This window comes from Flavobacterium sp. (assembly GCF_027531705.1).
In the GTDB taxonomy this organism is placed as follows: Bacteria; Bacteroidota; Bacteroidia; order Flavobacteriales; family Flavobacteriaceae; genus Flavobacterium.
The window spans coordinates 21,403-38,060 of sequence record NZ_JAPZSP010000019.1 but is presented as its reverse complement, the minus strand read 5'-3'; the positions used below and the strand labels follow the sequence as shown (position 1 = coordinate 38,060).

The 16,658-nt window shown below is 27.2% G+C and carries 15 protein-coding genes; 3 read left to right on the top strand and 12 right to left on the bottom strand.

Going from position 1 to position 16,658, the window contains the following annotated elements:
- Nucleotides 1–14 precede the first annotated feature (14 nt).
- Entirely contained in the window at nucleotides 15–539 is a 525-nt protein-coding gene (locus O9267_RS07650) for an ORF6N domain-containing protein (protein WP_298177804.1), read from the top strand.
- A 6-nt stretch (nucleotides 540–545) separates the two neighbouring features.
- Here O9267_RS07650 and O9267_RS07645 read toward each other — a convergent pair whose 3' ends face one another.
- The 12 genes from O9267_RS07645 to O9267_RS07590 all read right to left on the bottom strand — a co-directional run bounded on the left by O9267_RS07645 (nucleotide 546) and on the right by O9267_RS07590 (nucleotide 13,255).
- On the bottom strand, nucleotides 546–1,298 hold the full coding sequence (locus O9267_RS07645; RefSeq protein WP_298177802.1) for a glycosyltransferase family 2 protein: 753 nt from the start codon (nucleotides 1,296–1,298) through the stop codon (nucleotides 546–548).
- A 31-nt stretch (nucleotides 1,299–1,329) separates the two neighbouring features.
- Entirely contained in the window at nucleotides 1,330–2,652 is a 1,323-nt protein-coding gene (locus tag O9267_RS07640) for a sugar transferase (protein ID WP_298177800.1), read from the bottom strand.
- A gap of 1 nt (nucleotide 2,653) precedes the next feature.
- Complete coding sequence (locus O9267_RS07635) at nucleotides 2,654–3,637, bottom strand: UDP-glucuronic acid decarboxylase family protein (RefSeq protein WP_298177798.1); 984 nt, start codon at nucleotides 3,635–3,637, stop codon at nucleotides 2,654–2,656.
- A complete protein-coding gene (locus O9267_RS07630; RefSeq protein WP_298177796.1) occupies nucleotides 3,634–4,695 on the bottom strand; it encodes an O-antigen ligase family protein in 1,062 nt (353 codons plus the stop codon). The genes O9267_RS07635 and O9267_RS07630 overlap by 4 nt, the downstream gene beginning before the upstream one ends.
- 274 nt (nucleotides 4,696–4,969) lie before the next feature.
- On the bottom strand, nucleotides 4,970–5,875 hold the full coding sequence (locus O9267_RS07625) for a GDP-mannose 4,6-dehydratase (protein WP_298177794.1): 906 nt from the start codon (nucleotides 5,873–5,875) through the stop codon (nucleotides 4,970–4,972).
- Nucleotides 5,859–6,893, bottom strand: coding sequence for a GDP-mannose 4,6-dehydratase (gene gmd, locus O9267_RS07620; protein WP_298177792.1), 1,035 nt, complete (start codon nucleotides 6,891–6,893; stop codon nucleotides 5,859–5,861). Before gmd ends, O9267_RS07625 begins: the two co-directional genes overlap by 17 nt.
- Nucleotides 6,894–8,039 (bottom strand): glycosyltransferase, encoded by a 1,146-nt coding sequence (locus O9267_RS07615; protein ID WP_298177790.1) that lies wholly within the window; start codon nucleotides 8,037–8,039, stop codon nucleotides 6,894–6,896.
- A gap of 2 nt (nucleotides 8,040–8,041) precedes the next feature.
- A complete protein-coding gene (locus O9267_RS07610) occupies nucleotides 8,042–9,262 on the bottom strand; it encodes an O-antigen ligase family protein (protein WP_298177788.1) in 1,221 nt (406 codons plus the stop codon).
- Between the two features lie 2 nt (nucleotides 9,263–9,264).
- Complete coding sequence (locus O9267_RS07605) at nucleotides 9,265–10,068, bottom strand: glycosyltransferase (RefSeq protein ID WP_298177786.1); 804 nt, start codon at nucleotides 10,066–10,068, stop codon at nucleotides 9,265–9,267.
- A gap of 41 nt (nucleotides 10,069–10,109) precedes the next feature.
- Nucleotides 10,110–10,835 carry a class I SAM-dependent methyltransferase gene (locus O9267_RS07600; protein WP_298177784.1) on the bottom strand — a complete coding sequence of 242 codons (726 nt, stop codon included), beginning with the start codon at nucleotides 10,833–10,835 and terminating at the stop codon, nucleotides 10,110–10,112.
- Nucleotides 10,810–11,832 (bottom strand): O-antigen ligase family protein, encoded by a 1,023-nt coding sequence (locus tag O9267_RS07595; RefSeq protein ID WP_298177782.1) that lies wholly within the window; start codon nucleotides 11,830–11,832, stop codon nucleotides 10,810–10,812. Before O9267_RS07595 ends, O9267_RS07600 begins: the two co-directional genes overlap by 26 nt.
- Before the next feature lie 355 nt (nucleotides 11,833–12,187).
- Complete coding sequence (locus tag O9267_RS07590) at nucleotides 12,188–13,255, bottom strand: hypothetical protein (protein ID WP_298177781.1); 1,068 nt, start codon at nucleotides 13,253–13,255, stop codon at nucleotides 12,188–12,190.
- 298 nt (nucleotides 13,256–13,553) lie between these two features.
- Between O9267_RS07590 and O9267_RS07585 the strand changes: the two genes are divergently transcribed.
- Together O9267_RS07585 and O9267_RS07580 are read left to right on the top strand one after the other, a co-directional pair.
- The gene (locus O9267_RS07585; RefSeq protein WP_298177779.1) at nucleotides 13,554–14,924 is read left to right on the top strand and encodes a kelch repeat-containing protein; all 1,371 of its coding nucleotides are present in this window, start codon (nucleotides 13,554–13,556) and stop codon (nucleotides 14,922–14,924) included.
- 73 nt (nucleotides 14,925–14,997) lie between these two features.
- Nucleotides 14,998–16,656: a T9SS type A sorting domain-containing protein gene (locus O9267_RS07580; RefSeq protein WP_298177777.1), complete on the top strand. Its 1,659-nt coding sequence runs from the start codon at nucleotides 14,998–15,000 to the stop codon at nucleotides 16,654–16,656.
- Nucleotides 16,657–16,658: the final 2 nt, after the last annotated feature.

Here is a 16,658-nt window from a genome sequence, read left to right as displayed (position 1 = left end):
ACAAAACAAATACTATGAGCCAAAATTTAATTATTTCAGAAGAAACAATTTCAAATAAAATTTACTTTATTAGAAATCAAAAAGTAATGATAGATAGAGATTTAGCATTGCTTTATGGTATAGAAACACGAGTTTTAAAACAAGCGGTTAGAAGAAATATTGATAGATTTCCTGAAGATTTTATGTTTGAATTATCAAAAGAAGAGTTGGCAAATTGGAGATCACAAATTGTGACCTCCAATTCAGACAAAATGGGTTTACGATATGCTCCGATGGCTTTTACAGAACATGGCGTGCTTATGCTTTCAAGTGTTTTGAATAGTGACAAAGCTATTCAAACAAATATTCAGATAATGCGAATATTTACAAAAGTCAGACAAATGCTACTGGATACAACCGAAATTAAATTAGATATTGCTCAAATCCAAAAGAAATTAGCAAATCACGATAAAAACATCGAATTGGTTTTTAGTTATTTAGATGAATTAACAGAAAAAGAAGAAAAAATAAAACCACGAACAAAAATTGGATACAAATAATATATACTAATTTCTATATTTCATAAAACCGCGATACATCCATTGTAACATATAGTATATAGATTGAAAAACAGATAATTTTTCTACTTCACGGTAAAATTGCCATTGATATTTGATTAGATTTTTTTTGTTTCTTGACAATGAATTTTCTCTAATTCGGTAAATGGCTTTTGGTTCTTGAATTCCGTATGCATATGGGATTTCTTTTAGATATTGTAACCACAAACCCATATCTTGTCTTTTGAAAATTTCTGGCATTCTCTTCTTTCCAAGCGTTTTTATGTCAACAAAAGCGGTTAAGCAACTTATAGAATTTGATTTTAAAATATCAGTATAAGTTACTTTTTGAGGCACAATAAAATCAGAATAAACAAATTCTAGGTTTTCATTTGAGCGTTTATAAGATGAGAATACAAAATGAATTCCTGTTTGCTCAATTGTTTTAATACTATTTTCGATAAAATCAGGAAACCAAATATCGTCTGCATCTAGAAACGTCATGTAATTACCTGCTGCGAGTTCAATTCCAGCATTTCTAGCTTTTGCTGGGCCAGAATTAGTTTCCAAGGCAATTGATTTGATTCTGGTGTCTTTTTTAGACCATTCTTCGGTTAAAGTTTTTGTATTATCAGAAGAACAATCGTCAACAATTATCATTTCCCAATTTTGATAGGTTTGATTTAAAACCGACTGAATGGTTTCGGAAATAAATTTTTCAGAATTGTAAGTTGGAGTTATTATGGAGACTAAGTTTTTCAAAAGATTTTTCGTAAATACTATTTAAAGAAATTTATTTCCCTTTTCCTTTAAAAACTATTGCTATTGTTAGTAAAATTATTTTTATATCTGTTATAAAACTAAAATTTTTAAGATACAATAAATCATATTGTAATCGTTTATCCATTTCAGAAATATTTTCAGCATAACCATAATATACTTGCCCTAAAGAAGTTATTCCTGGTTTTACGTTGTGCAATCTTTTATACTTTGGATTAACCTTAAGTATTTCATTGATAAAAAACTCTCTTTCTGGTCTTGGCCCTACGATTGACATATCGCCTTTAAGAACATTAATAAATTGTGGAAATTCATCAATTCTATACTTTCGAATAATTTTTCCAATTGGTGTTATTCTGTTATCATTATCTGAAGATAATTTGGGTCCAGATGCTTCTGCATCAATCTTCATCGATCTAAATTTTATTATTTTGAAAGGATGTTCATCTTTACCTATTCTTTCTTGTAAATAAAAAATTGGCCCTTTTGACGTCAATTTTATAATAACAGCTATTATTGGAACCAACCAAGATAAAACCAACACTGCAATTACCAATGAAAAAACAACATCAAAAATTCTTTTTAGTAAAAGTAAAGTTTTGTCTTCATTGTGAATGTTTATATAGGAAGCTATTGGAATATGCCCGTAATATTCTATTTTATAATTAGAAATTAATAATTCTTTTTCATTTGCAATAAACTTTAGTGACTTTAAATTATTATCTGCGTAGTTTGAATAAAAAAACAGCTGATCTTTGTCCATATCATTAAGCGAACAATAAATTTCATCAATTTTGTTTTCTTCAATAAAAGAAATGCTTTCTTCCATACACTGAAGACTATTAATGTTTAAAACGTCTATCAATTTGTATCCTAAACTTGGATTTTCATTAAAAAAGTTTTTTAATTCTAACGTGTTTTCTTTCTTACCGATAATTATAACTTTCTTAACTTTTTGAAATTTTTTAGTTAAATAAAAATGTAAAATCTTAATAATAGAAATAAACAAGAATGAAAATAATGTATACTTTATTACTAAAGTAGTGTCCGATTGAGGTTTATAGATACCTGAAAAAGCATAACAAATAACTGTAAAAACGACAAATTGTTTTACAATTTTTATAATGATAGATCTAATATTTGATAATCTTCTAATATGATAAAAATCAATATTTAAGGAGATTATCGTCCAAGATAAAACAATAAATAGACTGTAATATAATGAAAAATTTTCAAAAGGAAAAATTCTTTTTGCAAATAGATTTAATATTACTAGATCTATAAAATAGGATAATAGTGTTATATATTTTAAATAACGCCTTGTTATTTTTGACATTTTATACAATATATTTCGAAAAATCTTTATGTTCTTCTTTCAAAAGTTCTTCCGAAGATAAAGATTTAAAGTATTCATAAGTTATTTTCATTCCTTCGGCTCTATTGACCTTTGCTTCCCAGCCAAGAATTTCTTTAGCTTTTGACGTGTTTGGTTGACGTTGTAAAGGATCATTCATTGGTAATGGATGATAAACAACTTTTTGATTGGTTCCTGTCAGTTTTATTATTTCTTCGGCAAAATCTTTTATGGTAATTTCATCAGGATTACCAATGTTTACAGGCAAATGATAATCTGAATGTAATAATCTATATATTCCTTCGACCTGATCATCTACATAACAAAATGAACGTGTTTGCATTCCATCTCCAAAGATAGTTAAGTCTTCGCCTCTCAATGCTTGACCAATGAAAGCTGGAATTACACGACCATCGTTTAATCGCATTCTTGGACCGTATGTGTTAAATATTCTAACAATTCTAGTTTCTACACCGTGGAAAGTATGATAAGCCATTGTTATTGACTCTTGGAAGCGTTTGGCTTCATCATAAACGCCTCTTGGACCTATTGTGTTTACATTTCCGTAGTATTCTTCTGTTTGCGGATGCACCAACGGATCGCCGTAAATTTCAGAGGTTGATGCAATTAAAATTCTTGCTTTTTTTACTCTTGCAAGACCTAATAAATTGTGTGTTCCCAATGATCCAACTTTTAATGTTTGGATAGGAATTTTTAGATAATCTATTGGACTTGCTGGCGATGCAAAATGAAGAATATAATCTAGTTGACCAGGAACATGTACAAACTTTGTAATATCATGATGGTAAAATTCAAAGTTTTCAAGCTTAAAAAGATGTTCTATATTCTTTAAATCTCCAGTTATAAGATTATCCATCCCAATTACAAAATAACCTTCCTTTATAAATCTATCACATAAATGTGATCCTAAAAAACCTGCAGCTCCTGTTATTAATATTCTTTTCATTTCCTACTTATTTTGATTTTTCTATTTTGTTCCATCGAATTGAATATGCAATACAAGGTAATAAAAAATAATATGCCTTTTTGCCTACACAAAACAGATTCTGTCAAAAATAATATAATCATTGTAATAGCAAACACAATATGAAGAAAATTATTATTTAATAATGCATTTTTTAAATTTAAAAATAACATTGTAATAAAAATTAATAGTCCAAAAATTCCCAATTCAGCAAATATCTGTATGTATTGATTGTGAAAATTATGATAGTTATAGTCTTCAAATAATTTATATTGCTGATGTTTTGCAATAATTTCTTTATCGGAGGCATTAATTCCAAATCCAGTTAACCAGATATTTTGTTCTTTTAGTATTTCTTTGAAAATTCTTGCTTGAAAAACTCTGTAAGCTGTTCCTGGAAAAAACTCATTGGTTTCAAAACTAGGTTTACTCCATGCTTGTTGTAGGCTGACATTATATATTTTATTATCATTGTTTTTTGAATCTGCATATATTGTGTTATCAACAAATGCTGTTTCATATTCGCTTACCACTCTATCATGGACTTGTGGCACATATATATAAGACAAAAATAAAAAAGTTATACCCAATGTAATTGTTACCCACTTAACACTACTATGTGCAACCCCTTTTTTTGCATAAAACCAAATTAATAATATAAAATCAATAAAAAAAACAGTCTTGGAGTTTAGTAATACAATAAATAGTACTAAAATATATATTGCTATAAGGTCAATTGTTTTTTTGTTTTTAAGTAAAATAAAATAAAATAAACAAAAAGAAGCAAAAGCTGCAATATATATAGCATTAAGCTCAACTGATACTAACTCATTATATAGAAAAACATCTTTATTTGATGTTTGAAAATACTTTATAAAAGCCTTTGCAAATGAAAACAATGCAAAAAATACCATACTGAATGCGTAAAGTCTAATAGATTTATAAAGTGTTTTTTTGTCAAATTTTTGGATGTATAAAAATAGTAATGGAATAAGTAAAAATGGTACATTTTTCTGTAAGCCTTTAATTGAGTAATTCAAATCTGTTGACCATACTAAAGATAATAGCATCAGTATAAAAAGAATTATAGGCAAAAAAAGTGTTAAATCGAATTTGAATTTCAACTTGAAAAAACCTGAAAAAGAAAACAACACTAATATAATTGTTGCAGCACTATTGTAAAATGGTGGTAATGGAATTGTTATAAGCGGTAGGGCTAACAAAAAAATAAATAGATTTGTTTTGTTAGTAAAATCAAAGTTTTTGAAAATTTCTAGAATCTTATTTTTTGGCATTTTCTATTGAAAATTTGATTTATTTATTACCTGTTTTTGATAAAAAACTAACTATTGTGCTATCAATAGAATTTGAAAACTCAACATTAATAATGCTTTTCAATTTTGAAATATCACCTTTAAGTATTTTTATTTCATCTTTTCTAACAAAATTTGGATTCACAATAACTTCTATTCTGTGGCCAGATTTTTCTTCAAATTTACTTAAAATATCATTTAAGGAGTAGGTATTTCCTGATGCAATATTTACTATAGCAGAAGTAGTTTCAGATTCTAATAATTTAAAATATACATCACACACGAACTCTATAGCATTATATTCTCTATAGACATTAAGATTTCCTAATTCGATTTGTTTTTCTTTGTTAACAAATGCTTTTGCAATCTTTGGTATAACAAATTGTTCTCCATGACCAGGTGCTGTATAATTAAATGGTCGTGTTATTAGTATCGGCAAATTAGTAAAATATGTTTTAGCAACTTGCTCCATTGCCAATTTGCTTATTCCATAATGGTTTATGGGGTTAGGACACATGTCTTCACTTAGCATCTCATTGGGATTATTGCCATAAACCGTTGCACTACTTGCTAAAATAACTTTTTTTAAACTTTCTTTTATAATTAAACACGCTTCAAGAATGTTTTGAGTACCGATTACATTTACATTGTAAATTTCTTGAATATCATTATGTTGTACAAATGAAATTGCTGCAAGATGGATAATATAATTAGGTTGAATTTCCCTTAAAACGGTTTCAACTTCACTTTTATCTGTTATATCACATTTGTATGTCTTATTTTCTTTATTTCCCAAATTGGAAATTCCAAAAACATTATATCCTTTTTGTGTTAAATATTCTGACAAATATTTGCCTGTAAAACCTCCGATTCCTGTTATTACAACTTTATTAGAAAGAGAATCCATTCTTGTTTCTTTTAATGTCGGCTTCTACCATTAACGAACATAATTCGTCTAAACCAGTTTTCGGTTTCCAATTTAATAAATCATTTGCTTTTTGAGCTGAACCAATTAAAAGTTCAACTTCAGCTGGACGGTAAAATTTAGGATTTATTACTACTAATTCTTTTCCTGACTTAGTACAATATCCCTTTTCATTTTCAGCTGTTCCTTTCCATTCTAATTCAACATCTATTCGATTAAATGATAATTCAACAAATTTTCTAACCGTATGTGTTTCATTTGTTGCTAACACAAATGTTTCTGGTGTGTCATGTTGAAGCATTTTATACATTCCATCAACATACTCTTTTGCATAACCCCAATCTCTTTGGGCATCAAGGTTTCCTAATTCTAACTTATCTTGTTTTCCTAAGTGGATTTTTGCTACAGTATCTGTGATTTTTCTTGTGACAAACTCTCTTCCTCTAAGAGGTGATTCGTGGTTAAATAAAATACCACTAACACCAAATATGTCGTAACTTTCTCTGTAATTTATAGTTGACCAGTGTGCAAATAACTTTGAAACACCATAAGGACTTCTTGGATAAAAAGGAGTATTTTCTGTTTGAGGAATCTCCTGAACTTTACCAAACATTTCTGATGTAGATGCTTGATAAAATCTTATTTTTGGATTTATTATTCTAATAGCTTCTAAAAGATGTAAACATCCTACGCCTGTTGTTTGCGCAGTAGCAATTGGTTGGTCAAAAGAAACACCAACAAAACTTTGAGCTGCAAGATTATATATTTCGTCTGGCTGAACTTTATCAATTAACCGAATATTACTTGTTTGGTCGTTTAGATCGTATTCTAAAAGGTGTAAATTGGGGTTGTTTTGAATGCCTAATTCTTCTATTCTCCAAAAGTTCATAGAACTGGAGCGTCTATAGGTTCCATAGACTTCATATCCTTTTTTAAGTAATAATTCAGCTAAATAGGCTCCGTCCTGTCCTGTTATTCCAGTAATAATCGCTTTTTTCATTTAAAACTTATGAGTTGCTATAATTTTTTCAATGGTTTCTTTAAACTCTTTTTCAAACCGTTTAGTATCAAATTTTAAAGCTTGATTTCTAATGGTGTTTTTGTTAAATTTGTCTTTATTTTTTTCAAAAACATTGACAGCATTAACTAATGATTCTACTGTTTGTTTTTCGAAAAACATCCCAGTATCAGTTGATTTCACATTGTTTTCAGTAGCAAAAGAACCGACTATCGTTTCTAAAGCTCCTCCTTTTCCAAAAGCAATAACAGGTATTCCACATGCTTGGGCTTCTATAGGTGCAATACCAAAATCTTCTTCGGCTGCAAATATAAAAGCTTTTGCCGATTGTGTATAATTTAATAAAGTTTTATTATCCAAAAAACCTAAAAGTTCAATATTTGAAGTTTTGAGTTTGCTTATTTTTTTAAAGTCAGGACCATCTCCTCCAACAATAAGTTTCTTTTCAGGCATTTTCGAAAAAGCTTCAACAATAAGATTTATTTTTTTGTATGGTACCATCCTTGAAGTTGTAAAATAATAATCTCCTGTTTCCTCTCCTATTATATAATTTGTACAGTCAACAGGTGGGTAAATCACAATTGAATCCTTATCATAAAGCTTTTTAATTCTTTTGGCGATATAATGTGATATTGCTATATAATAATCTGGACGATTAGCTGTACCAGCATCCCAATTTCTCAGATAGTGGAGCATCCATTTTATTGGTATACCAAGCAAACCTTTATTTAAATTTGCTTCTCTAAGATATTGATGATATAAATCCCAAGCATAACGAACTGGTGAGTAAACATATGAAATGTGCAATTGATCTGGTCGTGTTAGCACGCCTTTACAAGCTGAATACGAAGAGCTTAAAATTAAATCATATTCTGAAAAATCAAATTGTTCAACAGCATATGGATATAAAGGAAAATAATGCCTAAATAATTTTTTTGAAAATGGCATTTTTTGCAAAAAAGATGTTTTAGTTTTTTTTCCTTTTAACATTATTTGTCTATGATCGTCTGACAAATGGTCTATTAAGGTGAAAATATCAAAGTCATCCCAAATATTTGTGAAACTTTCTACGCATTTTTCTGAACCTCCTTTTTGTATAAACAAATCGTGAATTAATGCTTTTTTCATTTTTAAATTAATTCTTTATTTTCCTTATAATTGAGAAAATTTAATTTTGTATTATCTTTTTTTATTATTGATATAATTATTGCTATCAGATAGCATCCAAGTTGTCTATGAAAAACATTTTCGAAAATAAAAAACAAAACTAATGATAATACTAGTGAAAAAAAATAAAAATTATAAATTGATTCTTTTATTATTAAATAATTAAAATAAAAAAACAATATAGCACCTAGAACCCCAGCCATAAGGAAAAAATCTAAAAATTGATTGTGAGTATTAAACCTTGACTCTACAAACCAACTTCTTTTTTTTAAATCATAATCAAACTTAGTTTTATAACATTCGACCAAACTATTTTCAATATATTGATAACTTCTACTGCCGAAAAAAAAGTCGAACTCTTTGGACTCTATTAACCTAAGCGAACAATCCCAAATATCAATCCTTGCATCATAGTATTTAAGTTTTTCCGCGGTTAGATTAGACAACAATCTAGTACTTAAATTTTTGTTTGATATAACAACTATTGAAACTAATACTAAACTAATACTTAATATTAAAAGCTTATTAAACGGTCTGTACTTAGTATAAAAAATTAGATATATAACAGATAAAAGTAATCCTGAAATAAGTGCTAATCTTGCTGCAATTAGTATAATAAAAAAAGTGAAAACTAGAGACAATATGATTAATAGTGTTTTGTATTTAACTTTAATTGCAGATAAATATATGCATGATATTAATGCTATTAGACAAAAAAAACCTAAGTATGGTCTTTCAATAACTAATAATTTATTTATTATCTCCCCTCTTTCAAAAGGCAGGTAGTGATATTTTAAATAAAAAAAAAAGATGTTGTACGTTGCAATTGTTATTGAGACTAATGCAGATACTATTAAAGCAAAAATTATTTTATTCTTTGATATATTACAAATTAAAATTGGTAAAATTAAAATAATAATAATTCGAGATAAAATACTGCTGTCATACATTAAAGAGTTATTGATTGATGATTTGACTAATAAATATAACATAATTGTTAATATTGATATTTGAACACCATCTAGTCTAAATAGATGTTTATTTTTAATTCTATCAAACAGAAATAAAATTAGAGTTAATCCCAAAATTAAATTAGGAAAAGCCTTAGAAAAGGAAAGGCTAATCAATAATAATAAAACCGATATTTCATAAATTTTCTTAAGTGAAATATTTTTATAATACATTTTTAAGCTTTTTTTAGTGCTTTTTTAATTTTTAATAAAAAAGAATGAGATATAAAATAAAGAATGCAATTTCTTACCAATCCATATATTGGCCAAAAGCCAAAATAAAAATTATCCATAATAATTTTTATCCTACCCCCAACCTGTATCTTTCTTTTACTTAATGAAATCCCATTTGGATTAATCTCATATTTCAAAAGATATTGCTGTAGATTTGCTGTTTCATAGTTTTTAACTATTTTGAAAAAAAACTCATAATCTTCAGCTACTTTATACTTTGTTGGATAATATCCAACTTTGTCAATTACCTCAGCTCTATACATTGAACATGGGTGAGAAAACATTGAATTTAAGTACATTTTTTTTCTAATCTGTTTGCTGTTTTCGGGGAAAATAAGATTGTAAATAAAATTTCCTTGTAAGTCTACACAAATAACATTTGCGCTTAATAACATTATTTTAGGATTTTCATTAAGAAATTTTTCTTGAATACTAAACCTTTTCCCAATACAAAGATCACCACAATCTAGTCTAGCAATATAAGTATATATTCCTTTACTTATTATATTTTTAAGACCTACATTTAGTGCATTTTCTAGTCCAACATTTTGTTCAATATATTCGAAAAAAATTTCTCCATTAGCGCAAAATGCTTGTTTAGTTTCTTCTTCTCTAATTTTTTCTTTTTGACTACCATCATCTATTATAAAAACATCTATGTTTTCTTCACAATTTATAGAAGACAAAGATTTTATTAACCCATCTGGCTCATTATAATGTGGAATTAATAGTGCAGTTTTATTCATGTTTTTTATAATTTAATATTCAAAACTCTGTATTTAAATGATTATGCTTTTTTCAATAAGTAAACATTGTTGAAATACATAGTTCCATCACCTGGAAATAATAAACTTATTAAAGTTGCTCTAGTGTTGAAATAAATAATAAATGGAATCATTAAAATTTGTTTTATTGTTCTATTTTTAGGTAGATAGGATTTAATAAAATTCAATCTAAATTGAGAAATAACTTTAGCGTTATTACCACACTTAAAATGGCTAACTATTTCAAAACCATGCTTTTTATATAAAAAGTTTAATGCGGGAGTTGTATATCTAGCAAAATCATATGGCATTTCATGCTCCTCCCACATAAAAGGAGTAGTTATTAATGCAATTCCTCCTTTTTTAAGAACTCTATTAAACTCGCTTAATAATTCTTCAATATTAAATACATGCTCTAAAACTTCAGTACAAAGCATACTATCAAATCTTTCTTCATTAAAAGGTAATGTTCTACCATCATAAAAACAATCTGCATATTTTTGTCTTTCTTCCCAACCTTCAATCTGCAAATCAACACCTATGTACTCTTTGTTTTTAACAAAAAATTCTTTATATGGTTTTGTTCCACAACCAAAATCCATAGTTGATCCATTTAAATACTTGGAGTTAATTTTTATTTGATTATATATTTCACTTTTAATAAGGTAATAATCATTTATAAAAAATGACAAAAAAGATGGATTAACTCTTTCTTTATTTATTCTATTTTGAATTTTTCTCAGTATCATGATTTTTTATGATTTTTTCTTGTTTAATTTTTATAAAAATTGCTATTGATAACCACAAAACGTATATTTTAAATGTATCGTTTTGAAGCCAATATAAAAATAATCCAAATAATGTTGTATATAAAATTAATATTAATACAAAATTATCCTTGTTATGAATCCTTAGATGTTTATTGAGCGAATATAATACATAAATTATAAAATAAAGTAAAATACAAAATCCCACTATTCCTGTTTCGGCAAGAACTCTTGTGTAAATATTATATGCTGGTGGAAATGATTTTACTGCGCTATTTTCGTAAAGCTCTTTAAATTCATAATTCCTTTTTTTTGCCCAACCTGGATAGTAATTGCGACTATAAAATGATTGTTGTCCATAACCAACGCCAATTATAGGGTTGTCTTTAAAAACCTGTAATGAAGCATATTGAATTCCAAATCTTGATTGATTTGATATGTTTTTCGTCAAATTCTTTTTGAAGTTTAACGACTCAATTTTATTCTCGACCGATTTTAAAACCTTATCGGATTCAAAAATTACAAGTATTAATGATAAACTAAAGATAATTAAAACTCCCTTTTGAACTATTAAAAAGAATTGTTGTTTGGGTGTGATAATGTAAAGGAAAATAGAAAGCTGAATAAAAATAACTATTAATGCTGTTCTAGAACCTGAATAGTAAGTCAGAAATAGAATCATAATTGTTGGTAAATACTTACCAATACTCTTTTCAGTGTAAATATAGCTTAACATCCAACTACATGTAGAAATTAAAAAAAGAGCTAAATCTGGTGGCTCATTACCAATGGATGAAATACGGTCAAGAAAAATATCCTTTTCAACAAAAGGAAAATAATTCAATAATTCAATAATTGATTTTGCTTTTCCAATTCCAAAAACTGTATAAAGTGTTTCGAAAAAACCTAATATAAATGCAAAAATTAAAGTAATTAAGAACACGCGTCTAACTTTTAGAAAAATATCTTCTAACGACATTTTCTTTATAACATTATAAAAGAATAAAAAGAATACAATTGTTGAAAGAAATAAAGAGATATATTGCCTAATAAACCTATTTATTCCCGTTGTATGTTTCAAATAACTATTTAAGACACCACTTGTGTTCAAAATAGTTGTTATAAAACACCAAACAAAAAAAAGGATTATCAACTTAAAAATTGGACTATTTATTGGAAAGTAAAATTTCTTTTCAAAAAACATCAAAAAGAATCCAAAAACAATAAAATATGCACCCGCTTCGTTTTTAAATTCTCCTAAAAACTTTAATCCTTCAAAAGAATTAAAAGCAAAAAAGAATAAACCAAGATAAAATGTTATAAAAATTAATTTTCTATTCAAAATTATTATTTGTTTCTTGATTGATTAGAAACCATCTCAATATTAATGTTTTTATTACCCAAACTATTATTAAACTTGAAATAATAATTTCAATTGTCTTTGCGTAAAAAAAAGTAATAAGTAATATAAACAAAGATATTATTAAAATTGTTGTTTTAGCTATTTTTAAATTTTTAACATCTATAACCACATCAAAAGCGGGATAAATACCTGATGAATATATTTTTGCTATTCCTAATAGCAGCAACAATATGAAAACCGTTTTATATTTCAAAAAATCAAAGGTTCCTATGCCAATTTCGATTATTAAAAAATAAAAGATAATGAGCAAAATACTTAATAAAAAACCGTAAATTAAATTTGTTCTATTGTTCTTTTTGAAATTCTCAATTGTAAACGAATTTTTATAATGTACGAGTTTTTTAAACCCTATATATCCTTGCAAAATAGAAAATGGCGCTAAAAAAATATTAGATAAATAAAAATAATCTCCTACTACTGCTAGACCAAATTTATTCTCTATAAGATATCTGTCAGCAAAGTTTATTATTGAAAAAGTCGCAGTAGCAATCAAAAAGAAAACACCTGAAACTAAAATTGTATTTCTTGTTGTTGTATCAACAAAAACAAAACGCATTTTTTTTAATTTTAATATTCCAAAAATAAACGTAATAATTATACTCAACATTACTAAAAAAATAATTTCATTTTTATAAAATCTTTTTAGAACTAGAAGCAAAAGAGCTATAAAAAATAATATGATTTTAAATCCGTTTTGTAGTAATTGAGCAATAACAAAGTTTGAGTTTATTCTAAATATTGAATACAAAAACAACAAACTACTCATACATACAGAGGTAACTATGAGTAAAAAAAAATTAATTGAAATTGAATTATAGTAATAAATTAAGAAAATAGAACTTATAAAGCTTACTATAATTATTGAACCTATAACCAATTTAAAAAGAAACAAATTGGTTTCGATGACATTTTCTTTTACAACATGAGAGTATTTTGCAAATCCTTGTTCTAATCCAGATAAACCATAAATATAAATCATTGAAAAAAAAGTGATTACCATCGAATATTCTCCGTATGCTTTATCACTCAACTTTTCTTTTAGTAAAACATTTACAAGAAAATAACAAATTGCACTGAAAACAATAACAAAAAGCGATTGATGGCTTAATAATTTGGCAACAATTTTTTTTCTCACTTTATTGTAGTTTACTCTGAATTTTATCTATACATTTGTTATAGAAAAGCAATCTATCCTATACAAGCCTGCAAATATAAAGTTTTTTTGCATAGTTTGATTAAACTCTTTTTTTAATATAAACTATTAAAATTTATTCCAAATGAAAACATTCAATATTTTAATAGCAGTTGTTTTTTTAACGTTATCTTGCTCAAAAGATGAAATAACTGAAAATAATGTGACAACAACTATTCCTACAGAATCTATTGTTGTAAACAAAACCGTACTAGGGTTAACAATAAATCAAACGGAACAACTTACCTTTACTATCACACCAACCAATTCTACTAATTCTACTGTAGTTTGGTCGTCAGCTGACGAGACAATTGCTGAAGTTAACAGCTCTGGTTTGGTAACCGCTAAAGCTATTGGAATAACAAAAATTAAAGCAACCACATCTAATAATAAGTTTGTTGAAATTCTTGTTGAAGTAAGCTCAATTGGGAATTGGGAAGAAATTACAGGTTTACCTTATGGTGCTGCTAGATATGGTTGTATTGGCTTTGTTTTAGGTAATAAAGGCTGTATTGGTTTTGGTTCTAATTATCATTACAGTTCTGATTTTAACGTTGTTACTAGTTCAGGTGGAAATCTTAACGACTTTTGGGCTTATGATTTCACTACTAATAGTTGGTCATACCTTACAACTTTTCCTGGGGTTTATAGAAGTGGTGCAATTTCTTTTAGTATAAACAATAAAGCTTATATTGGTCTAGGCAGTAATTATGTAAATAATGGTTTCGACTTTTTAAAAGATTTTTGGGAATATGATTTGGCAACAAATGTGTGGACGCAATTAGCTGATTTCCCAGGCAACGGAAGGAATAGCTGTGTTTCATTTAGTTCTAATGACTATGGTTATGTGGGCTTAGGAGCAAGTGGAAGCTCAAATCAAACACTTTTAAATGATTTTTGGAGGTTTAACCCAGCAACTAATTCTTGGACACAATTACCTAATTTTCCCGGAGTTGCTCGAGCAGGTGCTGTGGGTTTTGCAATTGGTAATGAGGTATATACAGGGTTAGGTGGTAGTAATCAATCTTCAACTAATACTCTTTTATCTGATTTTTGGCATTTTGATTCCTTGTCGCTTACTTGGAGTCAAAAAGCAGATATGCCGCCTATTGCTTCCCGTCCCAATGTCACTTGGACCAGTTCGGGCAGAAGAGCTGCAAAAGGGTTTTGTATAAACTCAAAAGGTTATGTTGGACTTGGATATGGTAATGCGGAGATTATTCCTATCAATTACCCTTACCCTTCTTTTACTGAACCATATCAAAAGGCTTTTGATTTTTGGGAGTATAATCCAAATACCAATATATGGTTGCAAAAACAAAATGCTACTTTTTCTGGAGATTTTGCTTTTAATAGTTCTACTTCTTTTTATACTGGTTGCGGTTACTATTCTTATCAGGGGAATCACGGAGGCGGGGGCGGAGTAGTGAACACTTTTGTAAAATTTACTCCTTAATTTTGATAAAAAATAAGCTAGAAATAGCATCGTAAAAAATAAATATTAGTAACATTGTTTTTAAATAATTGCTATGAAAAAAATTCTTCTTCTTACAGTTTTACTTCTAAGTCTTTTTGCAAATGCTCAGATTATCAACATTCCTGATGCTAATTTTAAGGCGAAATTATTAGCAGCTAGTACAACTAATGAAATTGCTATTGATTTAAATTATCAGTACAATAAAATTGATACTAATAACGATGGCGAAATACAATTGTCTGAATCATTAAATATTTTTGCCTTAAATGTTCAGTTTTCAAATATTAATAGTTTAGAGGGAATAAGGTCTTTTACTAATATTATAAATTTAAAATGCGGTTATAATTCTTTAACAAGCTTAGACTTAAATGGGCTTTCTAGCATACTAATTTTAAGTTGTGAAAACAATCAGATATCAAATATAAATTTGAATGGGTTAAGTAATCTAACTGAGTTAACATGCCGTTCTAATCAACTGACAAATTTAAACTTAATAGGTATAACTAATTTAAACTTTTTAGACTGTCAAAACAATCATATTTCAAATTTGAATTTAAATGGATTGTCAAGTTTATCTTTTTTAAATTGTGGATCAAATCTACTAACTGTTTTAAATTTGAATGGATTATTAAATTTAAAATTTTTAATGTGTTATTCTAATCAACTTTCTAGTCTAAATTTCGATGGACTATCTAGTCTTCAAGAGATTAGTTGCCAAAATAATCAAATTACAAATATATACACAACTGGGTTAACTGCTATTAAAAAAATAAATCTTACCGCTAATCAGTTTGTAGATTTAATTATAGATGGTATAGCTTCTCTTGAAGAGCTGGTGTGTAATTCTAATCCTCTTGTAAATCTAAATTTAAGTAATTTGGTGAATTTAAAAAAATTAATTTGTGAAAATAATCAACTTACATCTTTAAGTCTTGTCAACTTATTTAATTTGAATGAATTAAAATGTAATCATAACTTTTTGTCAAGTATTGATATAAATAGCCTCATAAATCTTAATTATCTTGATTGCAGTTATAATGTTATTACTAATTTAAATTTAACCAATAATGCAAGTTTAAATTATTTAAATATTGAAGTTAATCAACTTACAAGTTTAAGTTTAGTTAACAATGTATTATTATCTAATTTAAACTGTGGTTTTAATCAACTAACAACTTTAAATCTGATTAATAATGCTGTTTTAGGCGTTTTATCTTGTTCTGATAATCAATTAACAAACTTAAATCTAATTAACAATACTTCATTAGCTTATTTATTTTGTAGTAATAATCTATTAACTAGTTTGTTAATTAAAAATGGTATTACAGAAATTTTATCTTTTCAAGGCAACCCAAACTTGCAATATATCTGTGCCGATTCAAGTCAATTGGCAAATGTTCAAAATTTAGTTACTTTGTATGGCTATACAAATTGTGTTGTTGATTCAAATTGCGCTTTATCAAATCAAAATTTCAACGTAGCAGAAGCCTTTTCAATATCTCCAAATCCTGTAAAAGATAGTATCACAATCGATACAACGATAGGTATGACAACTATAAATATTTATAATTCCTTGGGGCAATTAGTTAAAACAATCGCTAATGCTAAAGACACTAAAACAATTGATGTTGCTAGTTTAAACAATGGTAATTACTTTATGAAAATAGAAACCAGTGATGGTGTTGTTAATCAAAAGTTTATAAAAATATAATA